This window comes from Lysinibacillus sp. 10T31, assembly GCF_056394365.1.
Window position 1 is genome coordinate 112,516 of the sequence record NZ_JBFTHS010000002.1, and the last position, 22,686, is coordinate 135,201.

Annotated in this window: 26 protein-coding genes; all 26 read right to left on the bottom strand. The window is 37.5% G+C overall.

Annotated elements, in window-relative coordinates; genetic code table 11:
- Positions 1-231 precede the first annotated feature (231 nt).
- Positions 232-606: a hypothetical protein gene (locus tag AC1DCY_RS01795; protein WP_477346919.1), complete on the bottom strand. Its 375-nt coding sequence runs from the start codon at positions 604-606 to the stop codon at positions 232-234.
- The gene (locus AC1DCY_RS01800) at positions 606-1,112 is read right to left on the bottom strand and encodes a chemotaxis protein CheD (protein WP_477346920.1); all 507 of its coding nucleotides are present in this window, start codon (positions 1,110-1,112) and stop codon (positions 606-608) included. The genes AC1DCY_RS01795 and AC1DCY_RS01800 overlap by 1 nt, the downstream gene beginning before the upstream one ends.
- The gene (locus AC1DCY_RS01805; protein ID WP_477346922.1) at positions 1,113-1,745 is read right to left on the bottom strand and encodes a chemotaxis protein CheC; all 633 of its coding nucleotides are present in this window, start codon (positions 1,743-1,745) and stop codon (positions 1,113-1,115) included.
- Between the two features lie 9 nt (positions 1,746-1,754).
- Positions 1,755-2,201: a chemotaxis protein CheW gene (locus AC1DCY_RS01810; RefSeq protein WP_477346924.1), complete on the bottom strand. Its 447-nt coding sequence runs from the start codon at positions 2,199-2,201 to the stop codon at positions 1,755-1,757.
- Between the two features lie 27 nt (positions 2,202-2,228).
- Positions 2,229-4,631 carry a chemotaxis protein CheW gene (locus AC1DCY_RS01815; RefSeq protein ID WP_477346926.1) on the bottom strand — a complete coding sequence of 801 codons (2,403 nt, stop codon included), beginning with the start codon at positions 4,629-4,631 and terminating at the stop codon, positions 2,229-2,231.
- A 14-nt stretch (positions 4,632-4,645) separates the two neighbouring features.
- On the bottom strand, positions 4,646-5,800 hold the full coding sequence (locus AC1DCY_RS01820; RefSeq protein WP_477346928.1) for a protein-glutamate methylesterase/protein-glutamine glutaminase: 1,155 nt from the start codon (positions 5,798-5,800) through the stop codon (positions 4,646-4,648).
- The gene (locus AC1DCY_RS01825) at positions 5,801-6,676 is read right to left on the bottom strand and encodes a MinD/ParA family protein (RefSeq protein ID WP_477346930.1); all 876 of its coding nucleotides are present in this window, start codon (positions 6,674-6,676) and stop codon (positions 5,801-5,803) included. It lies immediately after the preceding gene.
- Entirely contained in the window at positions 6,673-7,869 is a 1,197-nt protein-coding gene (gene flhF / locus AC1DCY_RS01830; RefSeq protein ID WP_477346932.1) for a flagellar biosynthesis protein FlhF, read from the bottom strand. The genes AC1DCY_RS01825 and flhF overlap by 4 nt, the downstream gene beginning before the upstream one ends.
- Positions 7,866-9,899, bottom strand: coding sequence for a flagellar biosynthesis protein FlhA (gene flhA / locus AC1DCY_RS01835; RefSeq protein ID WP_477346934.1), 2,034 nt, complete (start codon positions 9,897-9,899; stop codon positions 7,866-7,868). The genes flhF and flhA overlap by 4 nt, the downstream gene beginning before the upstream one ends.
- Before the next feature lie 23 nt (positions 9,900-9,922).
- Entirely contained in the window at positions 9,923-11,011 is a 1,089-nt protein-coding gene (gene flhB, locus AC1DCY_RS01840) for a flagellar biosynthesis protein FlhB (protein ID WP_477346936.1), read from the bottom strand.
- A 1-nt stretch (position 11,012) separates the two neighbouring features.
- Positions 11,013-11,789, bottom strand: coding sequence for a flagellar biosynthetic protein FliR (gene fliR, locus AC1DCY_RS01845; protein ID WP_477346938.1), 777 nt, complete (start codon positions 11,787-11,789; stop codon positions 11,013-11,015).
- A gap of 4 nt (positions 11,790-11,793) precedes the next feature.
- Positions 11,794-12,063 carry a flagellar biosynthesis protein FliQ gene (gene fliQ / locus AC1DCY_RS01850; protein ID WP_337991288.1) on the bottom strand — a complete coding sequence of 90 codons (270 nt, stop codon included), beginning with the start codon at positions 12,061-12,063 and terminating at the stop codon, positions 11,794-11,796.
- A 13-nt stretch (positions 12,064-12,076) separates the two neighbouring features.
- The gene (gene fliP, locus AC1DCY_RS01855; RefSeq protein WP_477346941.1) at positions 12,077-12,742 is read right to left on the bottom strand and encodes a flagellar type III secretion system pore protein FliP; all 666 of its coding nucleotides are present in this window, start codon (positions 12,740-12,742) and stop codon (positions 12,077-12,079) included.
- A complete protein-coding gene (locus AC1DCY_RS01860) occupies positions 12,739-13,410 on the bottom strand; it encodes a flagellar biosynthetic protein FliO (RefSeq protein ID WP_477346943.1) in 672 nt (223 codons plus the stop codon). The genes fliP and AC1DCY_RS01860 overlap by 4 nt, the downstream gene beginning before the upstream one ends.
- 4 nt (positions 13,411-13,414) lie before the next feature.
- Positions 13,415-13,777 carry a response regulator gene (locus AC1DCY_RS01865; protein ID WP_049668450.1) on the bottom strand — a complete coding sequence of 121 codons (363 nt, stop codon included), beginning with the start codon at positions 13,775-13,777 and terminating at the stop codon, positions 13,415-13,417.
- 21 nt (positions 13,778-13,798) lie between these two features.
- Positions 13,799-15,043 carry a flagellar motor switch phosphatase FliY gene (fliY, locus tag AC1DCY_RS01870; RefSeq protein ID WP_477346946.1) on the bottom strand — a complete coding sequence of 415 codons (1,245 nt, stop codon included), beginning with the start codon at positions 15,041-15,043 and terminating at the stop codon, positions 13,799-13,801.
- Entirely contained in the window at positions 15,036-16,031 is a 996-nt protein-coding gene (gene fliM, locus AC1DCY_RS01875; RefSeq protein WP_370042860.1) for a flagellar motor switch protein FliM, read from the bottom strand. The genes fliY and fliM overlap by 8 nt, the downstream gene beginning before the upstream one ends.
- A 31-nt stretch (positions 16,032-16,062) precedes the next feature.
- The gene (fliL, locus tag AC1DCY_RS01880) at positions 16,063-16,491 is read right to left on the bottom strand and encodes a flagellar basal body-associated protein FliL (protein WP_477346948.1); all 429 of its coding nucleotides are present in this window, start codon (positions 16,489-16,491) and stop codon (positions 16,063-16,065) included.
- The gene (locus AC1DCY_RS01885) at positions 16,481-16,702 is read right to left on the bottom strand and encodes a flagellar FlbD family protein (protein WP_100544038.1); all 222 of its coding nucleotides are present in this window, start codon (positions 16,700-16,702) and stop codon (positions 16,481-16,483) included. Before AC1DCY_RS01885 ends, fliL begins: the two co-directional genes overlap by 11 nt.
- A gap of 169 nt (positions 16,703-16,871) precedes the next feature.
- Positions 16,872-17,831, bottom strand: a complete 960-nt coding sequence (locus tag AC1DCY_RS01890; RefSeq protein ID WP_477346951.1) for a flagellar hook-basal body complex protein — start codon at positions 17,829-17,831, stop codon at positions 16,872-16,874.
- A gap of 78 nt (positions 17,832-17,909) precedes the next feature.
- Entirely contained in the window at positions 17,910-18,281 is a 372-nt protein-coding gene (locus AC1DCY_RS01895; protein ID WP_477346953.1) for a TIGR02530 family flagellar biosynthesis protein, read from the bottom strand.
- Positions 18,282-18,296: 15 nt separating this feature from the next.
- A complete protein-coding gene (gene flgD / locus AC1DCY_RS01900; RefSeq protein ID WP_477346955.1) occupies positions 18,297-18,983 on the bottom strand; it encodes a flagellar hook assembly protein FlgD in 687 nt (228 codons plus the stop codon).
- A 2-nt stretch (positions 18,984-18,985) separates the two neighbouring features.
- Complete coding sequence (locus AC1DCY_RS01905; protein ID WP_477346957.1) at positions 18,986-20,266, bottom strand: flagellar hook-length control protein FliK; 1,281 nt, start codon at positions 20,264-20,266, stop codon at positions 18,986-18,988.
- Between the two features lie 25 nt (positions 20,267-20,291).
- Positions 20,292-20,900, bottom strand: coding sequence for a MotE family protein (locus AC1DCY_RS01910; RefSeq protein WP_477346959.1), 609 nt, complete (start codon positions 20,898-20,900; stop codon positions 20,292-20,294).
- Between the two features lie 4 nt (positions 20,901-20,904).
- Positions 20,905-21,354 carry a flagellar export protein FliJ gene (fliJ, locus tag AC1DCY_RS01915; RefSeq protein WP_477346961.1) on the bottom strand — a complete coding sequence of 150 codons (450 nt, stop codon included), beginning with the start codon at positions 21,352-21,354 and terminating at the stop codon, positions 20,905-20,907.
- A gap of 1 nt (position 21,355) precedes the next feature.
- On the bottom strand, positions 21,356-22,681 hold the full coding sequence (fliI, locus tag AC1DCY_RS01920) for a flagellar protein export ATPase FliI (protein ID WP_477346963.1): 1,326 nt from the start codon (positions 22,679-22,681) through the stop codon (positions 21,356-21,358).
- Positions 22,682-22,686: the final 5 nt, after the last annotated feature.

Sequence of the window (22,686 nt, forward strand, 5' to 3'; positions counted from 1 at the left end):
TACTAGCTATGAGCCTCTAACATAAAATAAATGAAAATCTTTCCTATATTATAACAAGAATCGACTATAATTTCATTTGTTTCTCAGACTCTATCACAGATTCTTTACATTTATGTGTCGGGCATTTTTTAGTTTGGATTTTAGTCCAAGCTCACTAAGACCAATAAAATTAAAAATATGCAAGAATTAAGATATCTATAAAAAAAGAGCCGCTACTCGCGACTCCCATTTTTAAGCATTATTTACTTGCAGATCATCCTCACGATCCATCATTGTGCGTACAACTTGAGCAATTTCCTCTGAGTTTTCATCTTGAAACTCAACGGTAGAGTTGACCGTCGGTGTTTCTTGATTGTTTTCTTCGCGATTATCGGATTCGTTTTCTTCATGCTCACCTTCAACAACTTCTTCAGCGTCCTCTGGTGTGAATAAAACATAGGCAATTAAAAATCTTACAATATACATGACGAAAAACACAATTATTCCCGCCACAAATGACCCTATGATAATTCGTAGTGGTGTATAAGGTTTTAGAAATGTACTAAAAAAATATATAGAAAATGCAAATAAAGCTCCCCATAGGTTATAAAAAATAGAACCAAACATTATATTTCGCTCACTCCTTGGTTAACTGTTCGAATATGTAATGTCGAAGTCGCAGGATTAAATTCAATTGTTCTACCACTATTACCGCCCGTGTCTTCGGCAATTAAACGAATTCCATGACGCTTTAGCTCTTGCTTTACAGCTTCTACATTACGTGGGCCAATGCGCATGGAATCTTTATCTGAAGTGAATTGAAACATCTGCGCACCACCCGCAATTTTTGCCTTTAGCTTGAATTTTTGAACGCCTTCTAACTTTAATAAGTCAATCATTGCCGCAATGCCTGTGTCAGCAAATTTAGCCACATTTATTGATTCTTGTCTACCTAAACTCGAATCTGGCAACATCACATGAATTAAACCAGCTATTTTTTTTGATTCATCATATAAAATAACACCTACACAAGATCCAAGACCTGATGTTCTTATCGTATTTGGTAACTTTACTACATCCATTTGTGCAATTCCAACTTTTATAACTTGCCCATTACTACTGTTTAGTATCATCTATGAAACTCCTAATGCTTTAAAAATAGCATCAAATGAGTCTGGATCTGGTAATAAGAAGAAATGCCCTCTTACCATTTCCTGATCTTCTACACCGTCTTCAAAAATGGATGTGTTTATGACGATAACATTATCGCTAACGTGTGATAATTCAATCAAACCAATACTAATAATGGCACCAAACATGTCAACACTTAGTCCCGGCACAGTTGGATAAATTTTTAAATTTGTAAAATCAGATAACGCCGATAAATAAGAGCCAGATAAAATATTACCCATCTCCTGCATAGCTGATAAACCTAACTCTGAAACAGGTCGTTTTTTAAAGTCGAATGATTCATCAAATATGAGACGACGAATAAATCGATTTGCTTGTTCAATTGGCAGAATAAAGAACATACTACCTTCAGCATCACCTTCAATGCGTAGATAGATTCCAACTACGACATTTTCAGATCCTCCAGCAAGCTCCATCATGTCATTAAATGACACCATTTCAACCTTTGGTACTCGCATATCAATTTTTTTACCAAGTAAATTGGAAAGTGCTGTCGCAGCATGCGCAGCACCTATATTACCAATTTCCTTTAATACATCTAAATGTAGTGATGTAATCTTTTGATTATATGTCATTATCGATCCCTACTTTAGTGGAATTAGTACTTTCTCTAAATGCAATAAAATTAATAATCGTTTATCTATTTTAGCCACCCCTGAAATAAATTCTTCTTCCAGTGAACCTACTACTTCGGGCTGTGGTTCAATTGAGTCAGCAGAGATGTCTAATACATCGTTTGCAGAGTCTACGACGAAACCTACTTCCATATCTTCTAATGAAATAATGATAATGCGTGTTGTTTCTTCATGTTCAGAGACAGGTAATTCAAATCGTTCACGTAAATCTACAATTGGTGTTACGACACCGCGTAGGTTAATAACACCTTTTACATATTTTTCCGTTTTCGGTACGCGCGTAATATGCATTAGTTTTTCAATCCCTTGTACATGAGACACTGGAATCGCATATTCTTTATCAGCTAGTTGAAAAACAATTACTTTAATACTTTCTTGTTCCACTACGTTTGTCATTGTTTACACCTCTCTTATTCATTCACCTTATTTAATAAGTGCGTTACAATCCACAATTAAGGCTACTTTTCCGTTACCTAAAATTGTTGCACCTGAAATTGCAAAGATATTCGTTAAGTAGTTTCCTAATGATTTCAGCACAATTTCTTGTTGGCCAATGAATGAATCCACAACTAAACCAGCAAGCTTCTCACCTTTTCGAACGATGACCACTGAATGGAATTCGTCATCCTGTGGTTCTTTGCGAGGTACCTCAAAGATTTCTTCTAAGAATACTAGTGGTACTACTTTGCCACGGAAGTCGATTACTTTTTGATTATGCGCATTCATTATTTCAGATGAACGGATAATTGAAGTTTCAATAATTGATGAAAGTGGAATTGCATAAATCTCTTTCTCTATTTCTACTAGCATGACAGAAATAATCGATAATGTCAGTGGTAATTGAATCGAGAATACCGATCCTACATCTTGTGTAGATTCAATTGAAATATTTCCGCCCAATGATTCTATTGTTGTTTTAACAACGTCTAATCCAACGCCTCGGCCTGATACGTCAGAAATAACATCTGCCGTTGAGAACCCAGAAGCCAAAATAAGCTCATTGATTTGCTTATCTGACATTGCATATGATTGTTCTTGTGTAACAATACCTTTAGATATAGCTTTCGCAAGTACTTTTTCACGGTTAATACCTGCTCCATCATCTTCAATTTCAATAAAGACATAGTTACCACTATGATAAGCACGCAGGACAACTGTTCCTTCTTCTGGTTTACCTTTTGCAAGACGAGCTGTCGGATTTTCAATACCGTGATCAACAGAATTACGAATTAAATGAACAAGTGGATCCCCAATTTCATCGATTACTGTACGATCTAGTTCTGTTTCAGCACCAATAATTTCAAGGTTAATTTTCTTGTTTAGATCACGAGATAGCTGACGAATCATTTTCGGGAAGCGATTGAATACTGTTTCAACAGGCACCATACGCATCGTTAAAATAATTGTTTGTAAATCACCCATGACTCGGCTCATGCGCTCCACAGTTTCATTTAACTCTCCATGGTTAACCTCAGTTGCAATAGACTGTAGTCGTCCTCGATCGATAACAAGTTCTTCAAATAAGTTCATTAATATATCAAGTCGCTCGATATTTACACGAATTGTTTTATTACCAACAGGTGCATGGTTTTTATCTGCCTTAGCAGGAGTCGCTGCTTTTGCAGGTGTAGGTGCTGCAGTATTTGTTTTAGGTGCAGTAGCAGGTTGAGCCCCAACTTCTACCGTTGCTGTTGCCACTACTTCTTGCATTGCTTGTTCTTTTTCACTATGTTGCTTTTGTTCGATCGTTGCGACAATCACTTCTTCGACTTCAGAAACTTTCATAATCTTTTTCTGCATATCTTCAGCAGATTCTTTCGTTACGAAGGCTACGTAAAATTGTTGATCGAACTGTTCGTCTTCAAGCTTGTCTACAGATGGATTTGATTTAATGACATCCCCATCTTTTTCTAATATTTCAAACACCATAAATACACGTGCTGCTTTCAAAAGACAGTCCTCACGTAATTTCACTGAAATTTCGAATGCATTGAAACCTTGTTCAGCAGATTGTGAAATAACTGTTTGTTCAAAGCCGTCATACTCTAGAACACTTGCTACAGCAGTAGTTGGTGTCTCAATAGTTGCGACAATCACTTCTTCAACTTCTGAAACTCTCATAATCTTTTTCTGCATATCTTCAGCAGATTCTTTTGTTACGAAAGCTACGCTAAATTGTTGGTCGAACTGTCCGTCTTCAAGCTTTTCTACTGATGGATTTGATTTAATAACTTCCCCATCTTTTTCTAAAATCTCGAACACCATAAATACTCGTGCTGCTTTTAAAAGACAGTCTTCACGTAATTTCACTGAAATTTCGAATGCATTGAAACCTTGTTCAGCAGATTGTGAAATAACTGTTTGCTCAAAGCCGTCATACTCTAACACACTTGCTACCGCAGTAGTTGGTGTCTCAGTAGTTCCTACTACTTCAGGAGCCGCTTCCTCACCTAATTCAATACGCTTTAATTGAGCAACAGTTGAAGAGACATCACGTTTTCCATCTCCGCCATTTGCAATGTCCATCACCATTTCTTCTAGATGGTCTACTGACTCGAAGACAACATCTAAAATTTCAGGAGATACATGGATTTTCTCATTTCGGATCGCATCCAACACATTTTCCATTTTATGAGTTAAATCTGCTAAATCTTCAAAGCCCATTGTCGCAGACATACCTTTTAATGTATGCGCAGAGCGGAAAATTTCCCCAACAATCGCTAAATCGTCTGGATTTTTTTCTAGTTCTAATAAATGTTCACTACACGCTTGTAAATGGTCTTTACTTTCTTCAATAAACATCTCTAAATATTGATTGACTTCCATAAGAGGACACCCCTTTAAGGCAAATATTTCATTATTGTTTGTGCAATATCATCTACATCTGCTATTTCATCGACAAGCTGCGTTTCCACTGCTGCTTTCGGCATACCATACACTATGCAAGTTTCAGCTGACTCAGCGATTGCAATCACATTACCGGTACTTTTTAGTGCTTTTAGCCCATTAGAGCCGTCATGGCCCATACCTGTCATAATAACTGCCACTTTATCAAAATCTTTAAATTGACTCACATCTTCAAACATCACATCTACTGAAGGTCGATGTCCAGATCTAGGTGGTTCATTATTATCAAGGACTATGCCAAAGGAGGTACCTACTTTTCTAAGTTTTAAATGATACCCACCAGGTGCAATATACGCCACTCCATTTTGGAGAATATCTCCTTGCTCAGCTTCCTTTACAGTAATCTCACTCAATTGATCCAAACGAGTAGCAAGAGATTTTGTAAATCCTGCTGGCATGTGCTGGACAATTAAAATTGGTGCTTGAATTGATTGTGGGATTTTTGTTATTACTTCTTGTAAGGCTCTAGGTCCGCCAGTCGAAGTCCCAATCAGTACAATTTTCCGGCCTACTTTATTCCATTCCACATGTGGCTTTGATGATTCTTCCCTTGTCGGAAAAACATTGACAGGAGGAGTCATTCTGCCTTCACTAAATGATTCTTTTCTAATGGTACTCGCTATTAATGTTTTTTCTTGTGGTCTTTTGCTACCAGAAGGTTTCTTTAATTTCGAAATAGGTACCAATGATGCTTGTTCAACCTTGTGGACAAGTTCGGTTTGGATTTTATGTAAATCAAGAGAAATTGTTCCGCTCGGCTTAGCGACAAAATCTACTGCTCCAAGTTCAATTGCTGATAAGGCATTTTCTGCTCCTCGTTGAGTTGTACTAGAGAGCATAACAACAGGTACTGGACATATAGTCATAATTTCTTTTAAAGCATCAAGCCCATTCATTTCAGGCATCTCAATATCCATTGTCACAACTGTTGGCTGCAATGATTGAATCTTTTTTATCGCATCTTTCCCATTTCGTGCTGTTCCAACTACTTCAACCTTCGAGTTGCCAACAAAAAAGTCACTAATTAGCTTTCTCATAAAAGCAGAATCATCAACAACTAATAGCTTGCTTTTATGTAAAAAGTCCAATTAATCACGTCCTTTCGAAAAAATACTTCTTAATTTAGTTAAGAATTTACCCGCTGACTGATCATGTGCATGAACTTCCTCTGCACGATGTTCCATAAAACGCGCCACTATAAGATGAAGTGTCTTTGTAATAAGTGCGTCTGGATAGGCAAGTGAAAAAGGCACTTGCTCACGCACAGCCTTACGCACAACAGAATCTTCAGGTAATGAGCCTAATACCGTAACCTCTTTGTCCAAAAAACGTTTCATCGTACGCTTTAGTCGTTCATTGGTTTCCAGTCCTTCTTCTTTGCTATAAGCTCGATTACAGAGTATATAAAATTGCTTGTCTGCATCTCTCGCATGAATATATTTCATCATTGAATAGGCATCTGTTATAGAAGTTGGCTCTGCTGTTGATAGAACAATGATTTCATCTATAGAGGCTAGTAAATCTAATGACCAGCTAGTAGCTCCTGCTCCCATATCAAAAAAAATGTAATCAAAGCTTTTTTGAAGCTGCTCAAATGCATGAATGAGTCGATCAAATATAATCTCTGACCATTCTAAGACGCCCGACATACCAGACCCACCTGAAATATACTTCAAATTGAAAGGACCTTCAAATATTACCTCATCTAGTAACTTATTTCCTTCCAAGTAATCTTTTAAACTATAAGAAACATTTTTTCCAATTAAAATATTGATATTGCCCATACCAATGTCCATATCAACGATGACAACTTTTTCCCCTTTATTAGCCAATGTAGTTGCAAAATTCATAGTGAAATTACTTTTACCAACCCCACCTTTGCCGCTTACAACTGCAATTGCCCTGCCTAATTCTCCCTGCTGGTTCAACATTTTCAAGCGTAATGTTTCAGCTTGGTCTCTCATTTTTCTTCACCTTGAAAAAATAGATTTAGTACTGCTTCTAGATCAGCTTCCTCAATATCTTCTGGTACTTCTTGACCATTCGTGTAGTAAGCAAGTCCTTTATTATATTTAATCATTAAATTAATCATTGTGCCAATAGAATTTGTTTCATCAATCTTTGTAAAAATGAATTTTTCAATTGGTAATTGCTTAAATTGCTCTACAATGTTTGCCATATCCTTCTCTTTCGTTGTCATAGCAAGTACTAAGAAGGACTCAGCTTGATCATCAAATTTTATGAGACGCTGTAAATCGTCTACATATTTTACCTCTTTATAATTGCGGCCAGCTGTATCTATAAACACTAAATCTAAATGGGCCAATCGATGGATTGCTTGTTCAAAATCTGTTGCATTATAGGCAATTTCGACAGGAGCTTGTAACAATCCAGCATACGTTTTTAATTGCTCAATTGCAGCAATACGGTAAGTATCTGTCGTAATAAATCCTATTTTTTTCTTTTTTTCTAAAACTGCTCTAGCTGCCATTTTAGCAATTGTCGTAGTCTTTCCGACACCTGTTGGACCTAGAACATTAATATATTTTTTTTCATAGGATAAGCCCCCAACTGGGATATTCTCTAGCTCTTTGCGCAATAATTTTTTCGTAACCATCTTACATTGAGAAAAATTGATTTCTGACGCTTCTTTGAAATGCGTAAAAAGCTCATCACCAATCGTTGTGATGAGCTCCTCACTTAGCTCCTGCTGTCTTAAGTATTCAATGAAGGGTAAGAGTTCATCGGGATATTGATCTTGGATAGTCTTCTTATGCATAGAATGCATTAAAGATTTTAAATCTGCAATTTCTTTTCTCAAATCTTCAGAAATTCCAGTTTCCTCATGTAAGGGCGCAGCATTCTGTGGCTGTACTTGGTGCATGTTAGCTTGCACAGCATTCGTAATCTCTTGTAACCTTACATTTTCTTTTTTAGCTGTTGTTATAGGTAAAGCTGCAGGTGCTGGAGCCGCAATACTCGGCTCCATTGAATCAATCCCTGCAACAACCTCAAAACTTTTCTTTTTAATGATTCCAAAAAACTTTTTTGTAACTACTACTTTTGAATTCAAAATGACAGCGTCCTCACCTAATTCAGCACGCACAAGCTTCATCGCTTCTGGTATGGAGGATGCATAATATTTTTTCATTTTCATTCAACATTCACCACCCCAACACTTTGAATTTCAACTGTAGCATCAAGTTCATTGTATGATAAAACTGGAATTTGCGGGAAATAACGCTCCGTTAGTTGACGTAAATACATACGAACTGCTGGAGAGCATAAAATAATAGCAGATTGTTCCATAAAGGAAACGCGTTCTACTTCAGCAGCAATGATTTCTAAGATAGTTTGAGAATCTTGTGGATCCATTGCTAAATAATTTCCGTGATCAGTTTGTTGAATACTATCAGCAATCATTTTCTCTACTTTACCCGAAACAGTTATAACCTTTAATGACGAGCTATCTCCTACGTATTGAGAAGTAATCTGACGTGCCAATGATTGACGTACATACTCAGTTAATATATCGGTATCGCTCGTTAATTTTGCATAGTCTGCTAGAGTCTCAAAAATAATTGGTAAGTTTCGGACTGAAACATTTTCTCGTAAGAGTTTACCCAGTACTTTTTGAATTTCCCCAGTTGATAACGGTGTAGGCGTCAACTCTTCGACTAAAATTGGATGTGTTTCACGTAAATGATCAATTAACTGCTTCGTCTCTTGACGTCCGAGTAATTCATAAGCATTTGCACGAATCATTTCGGTTAAGTGAGTCGACACTACGCTCGGTGGGTCAACAACTGTGTAGCCGAACATTTCGGCATCCTCTTTAACTTGCTCAGTAATCCATTTTGCAGGTAGGCCAAATGATGGTTCAACAGTGTCAATTCCTTCGATGGAATCATCATCTCCTGGGCTCATTGCTAAATAATGATCAAGTAGAAGTTCACCACGTGCCATTTCGTTACCCTTGATTTTAATTCGATATTCATTTGGTTGTAATTGAATATTATCGCGAATACGGACAACCGGAATGACAATCCCTAATTCTAATGCTAACTGTCGACGTATCATAATGACTCGATCTAATAAATCGCCGCCTTGAGCAGCATCTACTAATGGTATTAAACCATAGCCAAATTCAAACTCGATTGGGTCCACATTTAATAAATTCACAACGTTTTCAGGGCTCTTCATGCCGTCTGTTGCCACTTCTTCCTCAATTTCAAGTAATTCTTCTTCATCCTCTGGTTTTTTATGATCCATCATATAAGCACCAGCAATTAGTGAACCACCAATTGGAATTGTTATCCAAAGAGGTATAGGTGTGAAAAATCCAAGTAAAAGTATTGTTCCACCAGCTACATAAAGCAGTTTCGCTTGAGCAAAAAGCTGCCCTGTAATATCTTCACCGAGACTTCCCTTAGAAGATGCACGTGTTACGACAATCCCTGTCGCTGTAGAAATAAGTAGCGCAGGAATTTGTGAGACAATACCATCTCCGACTGTTAACTTAGAAAAATGATTGGCTGCATCTGCAAATGAAAGACCCATCTGCGCAACACCGATGATGATACCAAATAATAAGTTGATAATAACCATGACCATTGAGGCAATGGCATCTCCTTTTACGAATTTTGTGGCACCATCCATCGCTCCGTAGAAGTCCGCTTCACCCGCTACTTTATCGCGTCGTTCACGTGCTTCCCGTTCAGAAATAACTCCTGCATTTAAGTCAGCATCAATACTCATTTGTTTACCTGGCATCGCATCAAGTGTAAAACGTGCTGCTACTTCTGCTACACGCTCCGCTCCTTTTGTAATAACGATAAACTGAATTAACACAAGAATTAAGAATACAACTAAACCTACTAGTACATTCCCGCCGACTACAAAGTCACCAAACGTTTCAACAACAGCACCAGCATCACCTTTAGCTAAAATGGCACGTGTTGTAGAAACGCTTAGTCCGAGTCGGAACAAAGTTAACAATAAAATAACTGAGGGGAAAATAGAAAAGTCTAACGCTTCCTTCATACTCATTGCTGTTAACAGTACTATTAATCCTAATGTAATATTAATGACGATTAAGAAACTTAACATCCACGGAGGAAGAGGGATGATGAGCATCGCAACGATTAAAATAACCGCACCTAATACCCCTATATCGCGAACTTTCATTTGTGTCCCTCCTACAAAAAGCTTTAAATTTTCCGCTTAATTCGATAAACATAAGCAAGCACTTCTGCTATTGCTTTGAAAAACTCTTCTGGTACTGCATCACCGATTTCTACTTGATCGTACATTGCTCGTGCTAATGGTCTGTTTTCAACCATAATCACATCATGTTCTTTCGCAATCAGTTTAATTTTTTGAGCGATAAAGTCTGTACCCTTGGCAACAACGCGTGGGGCATCCATACTTTCCTCATCATACTTGAGGGCAATCGCATAGTGAGTTGGGTTTGTTATGACAACGTCGGCGTTAGGAATCTCTGACATCATTCGACGCATTGCCATTTCGCGTTGGCGTTGCTTGATTTTCGATTTTATCAGCGGATCGCCCTCACTATTTTTATATTCATCTTTAATATCTTGCTTAGACATTTTAAGATTTTTTTCGTAATCATGTTTTTGATACATCCAGTCTAATAGGGATACACAAAGTAAGACGAGAGAAGCAGCAATCCCCATGATACCAACAAGCTTACCCACAGTAATAAGAGTTATCCATGGGCTTTTAAAGGATAACGCCAAAACTTCCGGTAAATTCGTCCAAACTATAATTGTCGTAACGCCACCGATGAAGCTAATCTTTAATACTGACTTTAGAAGCTCTATAATGGCTTTAACAGAAAATATCTTTTTTAACCCTTTAATCGGGTCCATTTTTTTTAAATCAAACTTCATCGGCTCTAATGTAAATAGAAAGCCGAACTGTAGAAAGTTACCTACCAATGCTCCGACAAATGCAATTCCCATAATTGGAACAATAATAAAAGCCATTTGCGCTAATGTTTCTGTAAATAAGCGCATCACACTATCAATTGTTAGTGTTTCTACGCGTATGTTATGAATAAAAGTTTGCCTAAAAAAAGCTAAAAGATCGTCACGCAGTGAACCTGCAAAGAAGAATAAAAAGATAAATACCATGAGCATGACAATCGCACTGGAAATATCCTGACTTTTGACAACCTGACCTTTTTTTCGAGCATCTTGTCGTTTTTTGGGCGTCGCCTTTTCCGTTTTTTCTCCCGCAAAATACTGTAAATCTAGATCCAGCAGTAGCAACATTTTACCCACCACCTAAAATAGCCATTAAATCACGCATCGCATAAATCATAATTGTAATAAGCTTTTGTATCACTTGAACCATTACAGCCATCATTGTGAATAACACAAGAAAACTAACACCTATTTTAATAGGAAAACCTACAACAAAAATATTTAATTGTGGTACAGTTTTCGCTGTGATTCCTAGTGCCAAGTCGACTAAAAATAAAGTTGCTACAACAGGAGCAGCCATTTGAAAGGCAATGGCAAAAACAGCTGTAAATGTTGTGATGATAAACTCTATATAATTATCATTTGCAAAATTAGGAAATCCTTGATCCATCGGTAAGAATTGATAACTATAATAAATTCCATCGAGAATCATATGATGTCCATTTATAGCTAGTAGAAAAAGTAATGCTAGCGTATTAAAAAATTGTCCTATTAATGGACTTTGTGCACCTGTTTGCGGGTCAATAATATTGGCAATGGCAAAACCCATTTGAAAATCTATAAAGCTTCCGGCAATTTGAATTGCCGACATGATGATATAAGCAACTAGACCGAGCAACAGTCCAATGAGCGCTTCTTTCACCACTAAAAGTATGTAATCACCATTAAATACAAATGGTTCGACGTCAATTGTGTAATACATCATCCAAGCTAAAACTAATGCGAGAGTTATTTTAACCTGTGGCGGAATCGTTCTGTACGAGAAAAAAGGCACAGTGACAAAAAATGCCGATATGCGCACAAGTACTAATAAGAAAACCGTAAAATGCGGGATTAATTCATTCATCTACTCACCCTATATAACGCGTTAAATTCTCAAAAATGTCTCTCGCATAGCTAGTCACTTGTGATAACATCCAAGGACCGAAAAATACGATGGCTGCTAATACAGCGATGATTTTTGGAACGAATGCTAAAGTTTGCTCTTGAATGGATGTTGTTGCCTGAAAAATACTTACCGCTAAACCAGTGATTAAAGCAACTAATAGTAGCGGACCGCTTGTTAGAAGGATAATCATAATGGCACGCTCTGCAATTGAAATAACCAATTCACCTGTCATACTGTATCATCCCCTAAAAACTTTGTAGTAATGATTTCATCACAAGATACCAACCATCAACGAGTACAAATAATAAAATCTTAAACGGCAATGAAATCATAACCGGTGGTAACATCATCATCCCCATCGACATTAGAGTACTTGCAACAATCATGTCGATTACTAGGAATGGAATAAAAATCATAAAGCCAATTTGAAACGCTGTTTTAATCTCACTCAATGCGAAAGCAGGTACGAGCATTGTAAGGGGAATTTCTTCCACAGATGCTGGCTTTTCGGCTTTATTATAGGTTAAAAATAAATCAAGATCCTTTTGCCTTGTATGCTTACTCATAAACTCTTTAAACGGCACACTGGCACGATCATATGCTTCTTCAATTCCAATTTCCTCGGAAAATAATGGCTGCAATGCCTCTTTATTGACCTCTTGAAATGTCGGGGCCATGATAAAGAAAGTTAAAAACAAGGCAAGGCCTACAATGACCTGGTTCGGCGGCATTTGCTGTGTCGCCAATGCAGTACGGACAAACGATAACACTATAACTATTCGTGTAAACGATGTCATCAATATTAAAATACTTGGTGCCAGTGAAAGAACTGTTAACAACAAGAGAAGCTTAACAGCGCTAGAGACATTTGTCGGGTCGCTGTTGGAAAAAACACTGATTACATCATTCATTTATCTTCATTCTCCTTTTGCTTCCATTTCTCCAGTCCTTCACTGCGCTCCTGTTTTATTTCGGAAATCTTTTTCTCAAATAGCACACCAAAAGATTCTTGTTTTTGCTGTGCGGATAAACTCCCATTATTTTTTCTCTTAAACTTAGATAATACTTCTGCAATATACGGTGATGTTGCTGCAAGTTCTTGTCGTTCATTATAGAATGCTAAAAGTGTTGCAACTTCATCAGGATCAGTAATTTCACGTATTAGCTGGACATCCTCACCGACCCCAACTAAATAGAGTGTTTTACCTACTTGTAATAGTTGTACCGACTTTTGCGCACCTAACGATAAACCGCCTAAATTTTGTACTAATTGATTACGTTGAAAGTTCAAATTTCTTTTATTTAAAAACTTCATTAATCCATAAAATAAAGCTACAACAAAAATAAGCGCCAAAACCATTTTTATGTATTCCCACGCAGATATGTCTCCAGCCGCTTGTATATCTGAATCTTTCTTAGCAGCTGGAGTACTATCTTCTTTGCAATCTCCTTTGATGCAGTCGTTTACATAATTTGTGTTAGATTCTGCATACACAGGAGTCGTTGTAGGGTACAAAAACAGGAAGGATACAAGAAATGCGAAAATCATCGTTTGACGAAATGATTTTAACATTTTCATTCGATCATCCTAGAGCTTTTTGAATCGCTTCAATTACACGATCAGCTTGGAAAGGTTTAACAATAAAGTCTTTCGCACCAGCTTGAATTGCATCGATTACCATTGCTTGTTGTCCCATTGCTGAACACATAATGACAGTTGCATTTGGATCTGAACCTTTAATTGCTTTAAGAGCAGCAATACCGTCCATTTCTGGCATTGTAATATCCATTGTTACTAAATCTGGCTTTAATTCGTTGTACTTTTCAACAGCCTGTAAACCATCAGCAGCTTCTCCAACAACTTCAAACCCATTTTTCGATAAAATATCCTTGATCATCATGCGCATGAATGCGGCATCGTCTACAATCAAAATTCTTTTAGACATGGTTAACTCCTCCAATTGAAACTATCTTAAATTATTTAAACGCTCTGCTTGACTTAAAACATCTGTAATGCGGACACCGAAGTTTTCATCAATAACAACAACTTCACCTTTAGCGATTAAGCGGCTATTAACTAAAATATCAACTGGTTCACCAGCTAATTTATCTAGTTCAATAATCGAACCACTAGATAGTTCTAATATCTCTTTTACAGAACGCTTTGTACGTCCTAACTCTACAGTAACTTGCAATGGAATATCAAGTAGCATATTTAAATTTCTAGCTTCAGATTGCGAGATAACATTTGTATCAAAACTAGCAAACTGTGCTTGTTGAACATTGACCGGTTGCATAGGTCTTGTTGCTTGTGGAATCTGTTGTTGCTCTTGATACATTGGTTGCTGCACAGGCGCTTCCTGCTGTTGATATACTGGCTGCGCAGGTGGTGGTGTTACAGGTATTTGTGCTTGTGGTTGCATAGACGCTTGTGGTTGTACAGGCGACGGTGCTACTGGCGCTTCAGGTGCTATTGTAGCAGCCACAGGTTCCTCGATTGATTCTGTTTCACCTAGTAGAGATTTTACAATGTTTTGACTAAATTTCAGCGGTAATAATTGCATTAGATTCGAATCAATTAAATTACCAATTTTCAATCTGAAGGATACTTTTACGAGTAAATCATCTTCAGGTATATTTTCTCTTCCTTCGTTTTGAGAAATATTCATTAAATCAATAGTAGGTGGAGAAATATCCACTTTTTTATTGAATACTGTCGACATTGAAGTTGCTGCTGAGCCCATCATTTGGTTCATAGCTTCTTGCACGGCACTTAGTTGAATTTCACCTAAATCTGGTTTCGGATTTAAGCCGTCTCCACCTAACATTAAATCAGCAATAATCGCTGCATCGGATTGCTTAATAACAAGTAAATTCATACCTGTTAACCCAATTGTATATTCAACCTGTACGGCTACATAAGGATGAGGAAATTCCTCTTCTAATTTATTTCGGTTAATCATTGAAWTACTTGGGGTAGTAATATCTACTTTTTGACCTAATAACGCCGAAAGCGCTGTGGCAGAGCTACCAAAAGATATATTTCCTACCTCACCTAACGCATCTTGCGCAAACGAATCTAGATAATCCTCTACTTTAATATCATTAATATCCTCATTTGTAGAAGCTTCAGTGCCGCTGTTTTTATCTTCCAACGTTTCGCCCCTTAATAACGCTTCAATTTCTTCTTGGGAGAGCATTTCATCACTCATCTTCGTCTCCTCCTTTCAAAGGGTCGATAATCTGGATTGCTAATTTTTTGCCTTGCTTTCCTGGTTGAACTGTAAATTTCGGTAATGTTCCTACTTTTAACAGTAGTGGATCTTCAATTTTTTGTTCTAATTGAATAACATCTCCAACTTGCATTGTGAGGAAGTCCTCAATGGTAATGTCTGTAATACCTAGTTCAACGGAAACTGGTAGTTGTGCTTGCTTCACGCGTGTTTCAAGCATTTTTGTTTGCTCTGGAGACATCTCTTTTGTATTCGTCTGCATCCAGTAACGAACAGAAAGATTTGGAACAATTGGCTCCAATACAACATGCGGAATACAAATATTAATCATACCGCTTGTCTCACCAATGATCGTATTTAAGGAAATAACTACAACCGTTTCATTTGGTGAAATCATTTGTAAAAATTGAGGGTTGACCTCAAGTTCTACTAAAATCGGATCAATTTCCGCAACATTTTCCCATGCCTCGCGTAAATTGTCGAATGAACGTTCAAAAAGGTTTGTCATAATTTTAGTTTCAATTTCTGTTAAGTTATCGACATTACTATGACTCGCCCCACTACCGCCCATTAAACGATCTAACATCGAGTAGGCTATGTTTGGATTTATTTCCATCAATATATTACCATCTAATGGCGGCACTTCAAACACATTAATGAGTGTCATATTCGGAATCGAACGTACAAACTCTTCAAATGGTATTTGGTCCACTGATGCAACAGTTATCTGCACATAGCTTCGCAGCTGTGCAGAAAAGAAGGTTGTCAGTAATCGTGCAAAATTTTCATGTATTCGGGTCAAACTTCGGATTTGATCTTTTGAGAAACGTAGTGCTCGTTTAAAGTCATATACTTTAACCTTGCGCCCCTCGTCCTCTTTTTTTATGTCGTCCGCTGACATTTCCCCGGTTGATATTGCGGAAAGCAGCGCATCTATCTCGGATTGAGATAACACATCTCCTGCCATTTGCCCACCTCCATTTCAAGCAGTTTCTTTATTATTGGGTGATGAAGGAGGTAAAATAAACTTCCTGAACTTCTCCCTCTTGCATCAATTCATTAATTTTTGTTTTTAATGATTTCTGGAAAATTTGTTTACCTTGTTTACCTTCTAAATCTTTTTGCTCCATTTCGGAAAGCTCTTGAATAACAATATTTTTCACTTGGAAATCACGCTTCGTTAATTCAGCAGCAGCATCTTTATTTGATGTTTGAATTTTTAACGAAAAGCGTACAATTTTGTTATCAGCTAGATTTGTCGTAATTTCCGGAATTTCAACAGAAGCTGCTACGATTTCATCAATAGTTGGCTCAAGAGACTTTGCCGGCTTATTAAATTGGGTAAACAATACTAAGCAAATACCACCGATAAGTATGATTGCTACTAGTACGATGATAATCATCGTTAACACTTTGTTATTCTTCATCTTCTTCACCTCGTAGATGCGGGTTTGATAGTATTTGTATATTTTTATAAAAGGCTTTTACCTTTTGTCGCACCTCATCTTCACTCTGTAAAACAATGATTTTAGTTCCAGTCGTTAATGTAATGGTCGTATCTGGAAAAGATTCGACTGTTTCTATGTATAAAGCATTCAATGTAAATGCTTTGCCATTTAAACGTGTTAGTTCAATCATTGAAATAGGGCCGGGTCTAGCACGAGAGCCGGCCCGACCCTCCCTCATATGAAATTATGTTTTTGTAAAATGAATACTATCCTCACTAGGATTATGTCCCAGTAATATTTGCGTTTATGAAGCATTCTTAAACATGCTCAGCGACAGAACTAAAAATAATTCATTTAATCTATCGTTTTAAGTTTACTAACTCTTGAAGAATTTCATCTGAAGTTGTAATTATACGAGTATTCGATTGGAAACCACGTTGTGCAACAATCATTTCTGTAAATTCTTCTGAAAGGTCTACGTTAGACATTTCAAGGGAGTTAGATGCAACAGAACCAATTCCACCTACCGTTGCTACTTGGGCATATGGATCTCCAGAGTTAGCTGTAGATTGGAAATAGTTACCACCTACTTTTTGAAGGCCGCCAGCATTCGGGAATTTAGCAAGTATTAGCTGTCCTGCATATTGACGTTCTCCTTTATAGTCCACATACTCAACAGTACCATCTTGTCCAATAGACATTGATTGAGCTGTTGTAGGGATTCGAATTGGTGAAATATCGGCTGCAAAGTCTATATCTTCTGTAACATTTCCTGCTATATCTTTTAATCCATTATCAGCCTTTTGTTTATCTGCTTCACTACCATCAATTGAGTCATTCTCATCAATTGATAATTGATCACTTGCGTGGCCAACTAAATATTTACCATCAGCATTTACTAAATAACCATTTTTGTCTAAATAAAAGTTACCAGCACGTGTATAGAAAATATTGTTATATCCTGGATCACCAATTACACCATCTTCTGGAGCGCCATTTGAGTCACCCACCATGAAGAAACCATCACCAGAAATAGCTAAGTCTAATGTGCGTCCAGTTGTTTGTAACGAACCTGAACCGTGAACTGTATCGATAGCTGCAAGTTGTGACCCTAACCCAACTTGCATACCGTTAACACCTCCACGAGTTTGAGTCGGTGAAGATGCACCTGCTTGTGTTTGAGACATTAAATCTTTAAACACTACACGACCTTTTTTAAAGCCGAAAGTATTAACGTTAGCGATATTATTACCAATAACGTCTAGCTTTGTTTGGAAGTTTTTAAGACCAGAAATACCTGAATACATAGAACGTAACATATTGTCGTTCTCCCTTCATTTTATATTGTGTGCCTCTATCAATCAGCACACCTAGGCTTCCTTTCAAAGGTCCAGCCCTTATAGCACTATTGTGCCATCAATATTTGTAAATATTTGCTGCTTTGCTTCCGTGCGGTCCATCGCTGTAATGACAGTTGCGTTTTTAGCACTGACAATTAAAGCTGCTTGATCCATCAAGACTAATGGTTGTTTGACACCTTTTGAGTGCGCTTCAAATACCTTGTCCGATACAGCCTGCCATTCTTGTTCAGAAATCGCTATCTTACGCTCGATAATACGTTCATGCGCATGCTTGCTCACTTTTAACTCTTGTTGATTGGTAGCATCTTGAAAATGAGCTTTAAACGATTGCTGTGAGTTTAGTGGCTTAGGTTGTGTCTGGCGAATAGATGGATGCAATGGTACACGATGAATTGAAAACTTATCCATCATTCTTCTCCACCTTTATTCGCTTATTACGGTAAAATCTTTATCTGTTAATTTTTTATCATTGTCTAATACATAGTAAATAACGCCATCTTTACTTGTTACAGAAACAATACGGCCTTTTAGTTCTTGTTCATCGTCCTTATACGTAACATTTTTACCAATTAACTTGCTAGCCTGTACAAGTGGCGATTCTGAGACGGTATTGCCATTTGAAGTCGTTTCTGATCCACCTAAAATTCCTGAGATGTTGCCAGGTGTTATTTTCTTACCATCAGCTAATAAGAACTCTACACTACCATCAACAAATTTTAATGATTCAATAATACCTGATCCTTCATTGATTACATAATTACCTTTTTCATCCTTCTCATCTGTTACCTCATGCCACTTTACTTCCTTACCAATAAAGCTTGAATAGCTCATCATCTGTGTTTGTTGCTGAGAAAGCAGTAATGATTCCATTGTCTTTGTCATATTTTGCATTTGCTCAAGCGAAGAGAACTGAGCCATTTGAGAAATAAACTCTCGGTCATCCATTGGATTTGTCGGATCTTGGTGTTGTAATTGAGTAATTAGTAATTGAAGAAAGGCATCCTTGCCAAGCTCGCTATTTCCTGTTTGCTTTGTTGGTTTCTGATAATTTGAGTAATAAAAATCATCCGTTATTGATGTATTTGTTGCATTAGTCGTTGTATCAGCCATATTTACACCTCCTCACTTATTAAATAGTCACTAAATGATTTACCTTCATCGTCATCTTCGCTTTTTTGCTCCTGCTCATCTTGCTGTTGCTGCTTAAAGAAATTATTGAAGAAGCTTTGGTCGCGTTGTTGGCGATCTGCGTCTTGCAATGATTGAGCAATATCGAGACGATCAACTTGAATATTTTGCTGAACAAAGGCTTGCTTTAATTGATGTGCCTGGCTATCAAGTAATTCACGTCCTTGAGCCGTAGAAGCCAGTAGTCGTGCTGTCAGGACACCGTCATTTTGCACAAGCTCGATACGTATTGTTCCTAGATTTTCAGGATACAATTTCAAAGTTAAGCGTGTAATACCTTGTGCATTCGAGATTTGGGCTTTATTGATGATTGCTTGCATCTCTTTCAAAAATGCCTCAGACTGTGCTGGCTTTGCGGCTGGCAGCGTCATTTGGAATGTGTCTGCTTTTGTTTGGACTGTATTAGAAGTAACCATTTCATTAGGACTTGTGTCTGTCTGCTTTGTAACCTGAACTTGTTGAACTACTTTCTGGAAGCCTTGCAACGGAAGCGTTAAGGTTGTTTTAGTTGTTACTTGCTGTTCAGATTGAGTCGTCACTACTTGTGTTTGTATCGTTGTCAAAAGACTTTTTATGTCAGTTAGCAAGTTTTCTTGTGATGCTGTTAAGTCCGTTTTTTGCCCAATTAATTGTGCTAACTTTAACACTTGAAGCAATGGTGCTACTTCCTTTGGAGTCACTTGTCCTTCACCTTGAAAAGCTGCTACGATTTGTGTTTGAAGCATTGGTGCCTGAGCATCTACTAATGCTAAAAGCTCCCATACATCTTTTGCTTCTTTATCCTCCCCTAGCAACTGTTGTATTAATTCCTGAAGCTGCTCGGTATCAATCTCCAATGCATCCATTAAATTATCAAGATTTAGCATTTCATCTATAGCGACTGCTTTGCCTTCTTCACCAATTTGAAGCATTAACAAGCCATCGTCGTGTGGAATACCTAGTACATCTAGTACGTCTTCTATAGAATCAGCATTTAAAACTGCTTCTAAATCAGAGCTATCTTTTGTATCTGTTGACCGTGTAGACTGTTGTGTTTGATTTGAAGAAGAAATAACTTTTCCAAAAACAGACCCAAACGTAGCCGAATTTGCTTTGTTCGACGTTCCATCTGCTTTAACATTTGAATCGCCCGATGTTGAAGCTTTTGTAGCCGCTGTTTTAGCTGGTGTAGTCTTAGACATCATTTGCATCATTGCCACATCCATTTTTTTCACCTCCTCTCAGATTTCCTTATTGTTTAGCCATCATTTCTGTATATTTTGCCGCATCTTGTGGATTCATTTTCTCTAAAATCGCAGCTAATTTATCTGGTTTTAAGTTTGTTAAAATGCGAAGAGCTTCAGTATCGCTCATTTTAATAAGAACTGGCGCTGCTGCTTTAGGGGACATTTTATCAAATGTTTTTAAAATATCAGTAAAGTCACGCTTTACGTCACTTTGCTCCCTATTTAATTTTTCAATTTCAAATTTTAACTGTTCATTTTCTGTCGTTAATTTTTCTTTTTCAGTTGTTGCCGTATCCATCTTTTTTTGAAGCTGTACGATTTCCGCTTCTTTTTCTTGTATTGTGGCCTGTAAATTTACAACCTTTGAATCATTATTTACTACAGCATCTTTTGCTTGTTGTTCTTCTGAAGGAACGAATGGTAAGCTTTGAACTGCTTTCTTCCCTAAATCAAAGACATTCGTATTCATTAGGGTTGCAACAACAAGTAGAACTGCTGCTACAAACATGATAGGTATTAAAAACCACGTAAAAAACTTACGAAAGCCTCCTGATTTACGTTTAGGCGGTTGTTCTACTAAATCTGCTTTAAGTCGATTGTCTGTTTTTGCCATGAAATCACCTGATTTCTCTCTTGTTATACGTAAGTGATGAAATCTCATCTAAAAAAATGCCTTCGATACGATCCTGTTCCTGCTGAAATACTTTAAAATCTTTTTCTCGCATTTTTTCAAATTTACGTACTTCCAAGTTTTTTTCTAATAATTTTTCTTCGTGCCAATTCATTTTTGCACGAGCTTGAACAACTTTCTGCTGTACATCAGCAATTGTTTTTTCGAGGCTATCAATAAACCGTGCATAGTGATGAACTTCCTCTATTGATGAACCTACAGCTAAACGCTCCTGCTGAAACTCTATTAAATCTTCTTTCTTTTTTAACAACTCATATAGCTTAGTTGCAATTTCTTCAAAAGAACGTACAGATTCTTTATAGGCAATTTCTGTTTCATTTTTTTCCTGCTCTCGAATGGTTAACACTTTTTCAAAACGATATATATAGCTTACCATCCTATTTTCCACCACCGTTCGATAATGAAATTAACTCATTCTTACTTTCCTCAAGGGTCACTTTATCTAAATAGCCCTGCTTTAAATAAGCGGTAATGAGAGGTTCATAGTAAATGGCTTCATCTATTTCCTTTGATGTTCCTGTCTTATAGGCACCGATATTAATTAAATCCTCTGACTTGTCATATGTATAATAGAGCTCCCTTAATCGTTCTGCAGCCTTTTTGTGCTCTGGCTCTGCCACATGATTCATCAAACGGCTGACACTTTTTAATACATTAATAGCTGGATATTGACCTTTATTGGCAAGGTTTCGATCAAGGACTATATGTCCATCTAAAATCCCTCGCACCGTATCTGCTATTGGCTCATTCATATCATCACCATCTACTAACACTGTATAAAAGGCAGTAATAGAGCCTTTCTCATTAGTACCTGTGCGTTCTAATAGTTTAGGCAAAATTGCAAATACAGAGGGTGTATACCCTTTTTGAGCTGGTGGTTCACCTGTCGCAAGACCGATTTCACGTTGCGCCATAGCAACACGGGTCACAGAGTCCATCATCAACATGACATTTAAACCGCGATTTCTAAAATATTCGGCAATTGCAGTTGCGGTAAAGGCACCTTTAATTCGCATTAGTGCAGGCTGATCAGAAGTAGCAGCTACTACTATTGATCGACTTAAACCTTCTGGTCCTAAATCGCGCTCTATAAACTCACGAACCTCACGACCACGTTCTCCAATTAGTGCAATTACGTTTAAATCCGCTTGGGTATTTCGCGCAATCATACCGAGCAATGTACTTTTCCCGACCCCAGAACCAGCGAAAATACCAACACGTTGTCCATTACCCACTGTTAGCATGCCATCAATTGCTTTTACACCTACTTCAAGTCTTTCATTAATAGGTGGGCGCGTTAGCGGATTGGGTGGGTCCTGCTCTGTTGGAACTGTCATTAGTCCTTTCGGTAATCCAGTTCCATCTATTGGATTCCCCATAGAATCAAGTACCTTACCGATTAGCTCAGGGCCCACTTTTACCTCAAGTGGTGCCCCTGTACCTTCGACTAGGCAGCCAATTGATATTTCACGAAGAGAAGTAAACGGCATTAAGACGACAATTTCATCTTTGAAGCCTACAACCTCTGCTAAGATGATTTGATGGCCGTTTTTAGAAGTTTCCACATGAATTTTACAGACATCACCAATGGAACTATCTGGACCTTGTGACTCAATCATCAAGCCGACTACTCTAGTTACTCTACCAAATTTTTTAAAGGTTGGTATTTGAGGAATTTGTTCGATTAATTGAGCCGTTTTCATCTAGA

What these genes read in the sequence shown, in the direction of transcription:
- flhF (WP_477346932.1), bottom strand. Translation starts at nt 7,869, where the DNA reads ATGAAAATGAAAAAATATTATGCATCCTCCATACCAGAAGCGATGAAG.
- AC1DCY_RS01825 (WP_477346930.1), bottom strand. Translation starts at nt 6,676, where the DNA reads ATGAGAGACCAAGCTGAAACATTACGCTTGAAAATGTTGAACCAGCAG.
- AC1DCY_RS01865 (WP_049668450.1), bottom strand. Translation starts at nt 13,777, where the DNA reads ATGTCTAAAAGAATTTTGATTGTAGACGATGCCGCATTCATGCGCATG.
- AC1DCY_RS01805 (WP_477346922.1), bottom strand. Translation starts at nt 1,745, where the DNA reads ATGACATATAATCAAAAGATTACATCACTACATTTAGATGTATTAAAG.
- AC1DCY_RS01815 (WP_477346926.1), bottom strand. Translation starts at nt 4,631, where the DNA reads ATGGAAGTCAATCAATATTTAGAGATGTTTATTGAAGAAAGTAAAGAC.
- AC1DCY_RS01905 (WP_477346957.1), bottom strand. Translation starts at nt 20,266, where the DNA reads ATGGATGTGGCAATGATGCAAATGATGTCTAAGACTACACCAGCTAAA.
- fliR (WP_477346938.1), bottom strand. Translation starts at nt 11,789, where the DNA reads ATGAATGAATTAATCCCGCATTTTACGGTTTTCTTATTAGTACTTGTG.
- fliQ (WP_337991288.1), bottom strand. Translation starts at nt 12,063, where the DNA reads ATGACAGGTGAATTGGTTATTTCAATTGCAGAGCGTGCCATTATGATT.
- AC1DCY_RS01795 (WP_477346919.1), bottom strand. Translation starts at nt 606, where the DNA reads ATGTTTGGTTCTATTTTTTATAACCTATGGGGAGCTTTATTTGCATTT.
- AC1DCY_RS01885 (WP_100544038.1), bottom strand. Translation starts at nt 16,702, where the DNA reads ATGATTGAACTAACACGTTTAAATGGCAAAGCATTTACATTGAATGCT.
- AC1DCY_RS01895 (WP_477346953.1), bottom strand. Translation starts at nt 18,281, where the DNA reads ATGGATAAGTTTTCAATTCATCGTGTACCATTGCATCCATCTATTCGC.
- fliJ (WP_477346961.1), bottom strand. Translation starts at nt 21,354, where the DNA reads ATGGTAAGCTATATATATCGTTTTGAAAAAGTGTTAACCATTCGAGAG.
- flgD (WP_477346955.1), bottom strand. Translation starts at nt 18,983, where the DNA reads ATGGCTGATACAACGACTAATGCAACAAATACATCAATAACGGATGAT.
- AC1DCY_RS01860 (WP_477346943.1), bottom strand. Translation starts at nt 13,410, where the DNA reads ATGAAAATGTTAAAATCATTTCGTCAAACGATGATTTTCGCATTTCTT.
- flhB (WP_477346936.1), bottom strand. Translation starts at nt 11,011, where the DNA reads ATGTTGCTACTGCTGGATCTAGATTTACAGTATTTTGCGGGAGAAAAA.
- fliI (WP_477346963.1), bottom strand. Translation starts at nt 22,681, where the DNA reads ATGAAAACGGCTCAATTAATCGAACAAATTCCTCAAATACCAACCTTT.
- AC1DCY_RS01800 (WP_477346920.1), bottom strand. Translation starts at nt 1,112, where the DNA reads ATGATACTAAACAGTAGTAATGGGCAAGTTATAAAAGTTGGAATTGCA.
- fliM (WP_370042860.1), bottom strand. Translation starts at nt 16,031, where the DNA reads ATGGCAGGAGATGTGTTATCTCAATCCGAGATAGATGCGCTGCTTTCC.
- AC1DCY_RS01890 (WP_477346951.1), bottom strand. Translation starts at nt 17,831, where the DNA reads ATGTTACGTTCTATGTATTCAGGTATTTCTGGTCTTAAAAACTTCCAA.
- fliL (WP_477346948.1), bottom strand. Translation starts at nt 16,491, where the DNA reads ATGAAGAATAACAAAGTGTTAACGATGATTATCATCGTACTAGTAGCA.
- fliP (WP_477346941.1), bottom strand. Translation starts at nt 12,742, where the DNA reads ATGAATGATGTAATCAGTGTTTTTTCCAACAGCGACCCGACAAATGTC.
- AC1DCY_RS01810 (WP_477346924.1), bottom strand. Translation starts at nt 2,201, where the DNA reads ATGACAAACGTAGTGGAACAAGAAAGTATTAAAGTAATTGTTTTTCAA.
- flhA (WP_477346934.1), bottom strand. Translation starts at nt 9,899, where the DNA reads ATGAAAGTTCGCGATATAGGGGTATTAGGTGCGGTTATTTTAATCGTT.
- AC1DCY_RS01910 (WP_477346959.1), bottom strand. Translation starts at nt 20,900, where the DNA reads ATGGCAAAAACAGACAATCGACTTAAAGCAGATTTAGTAGAACAACCG.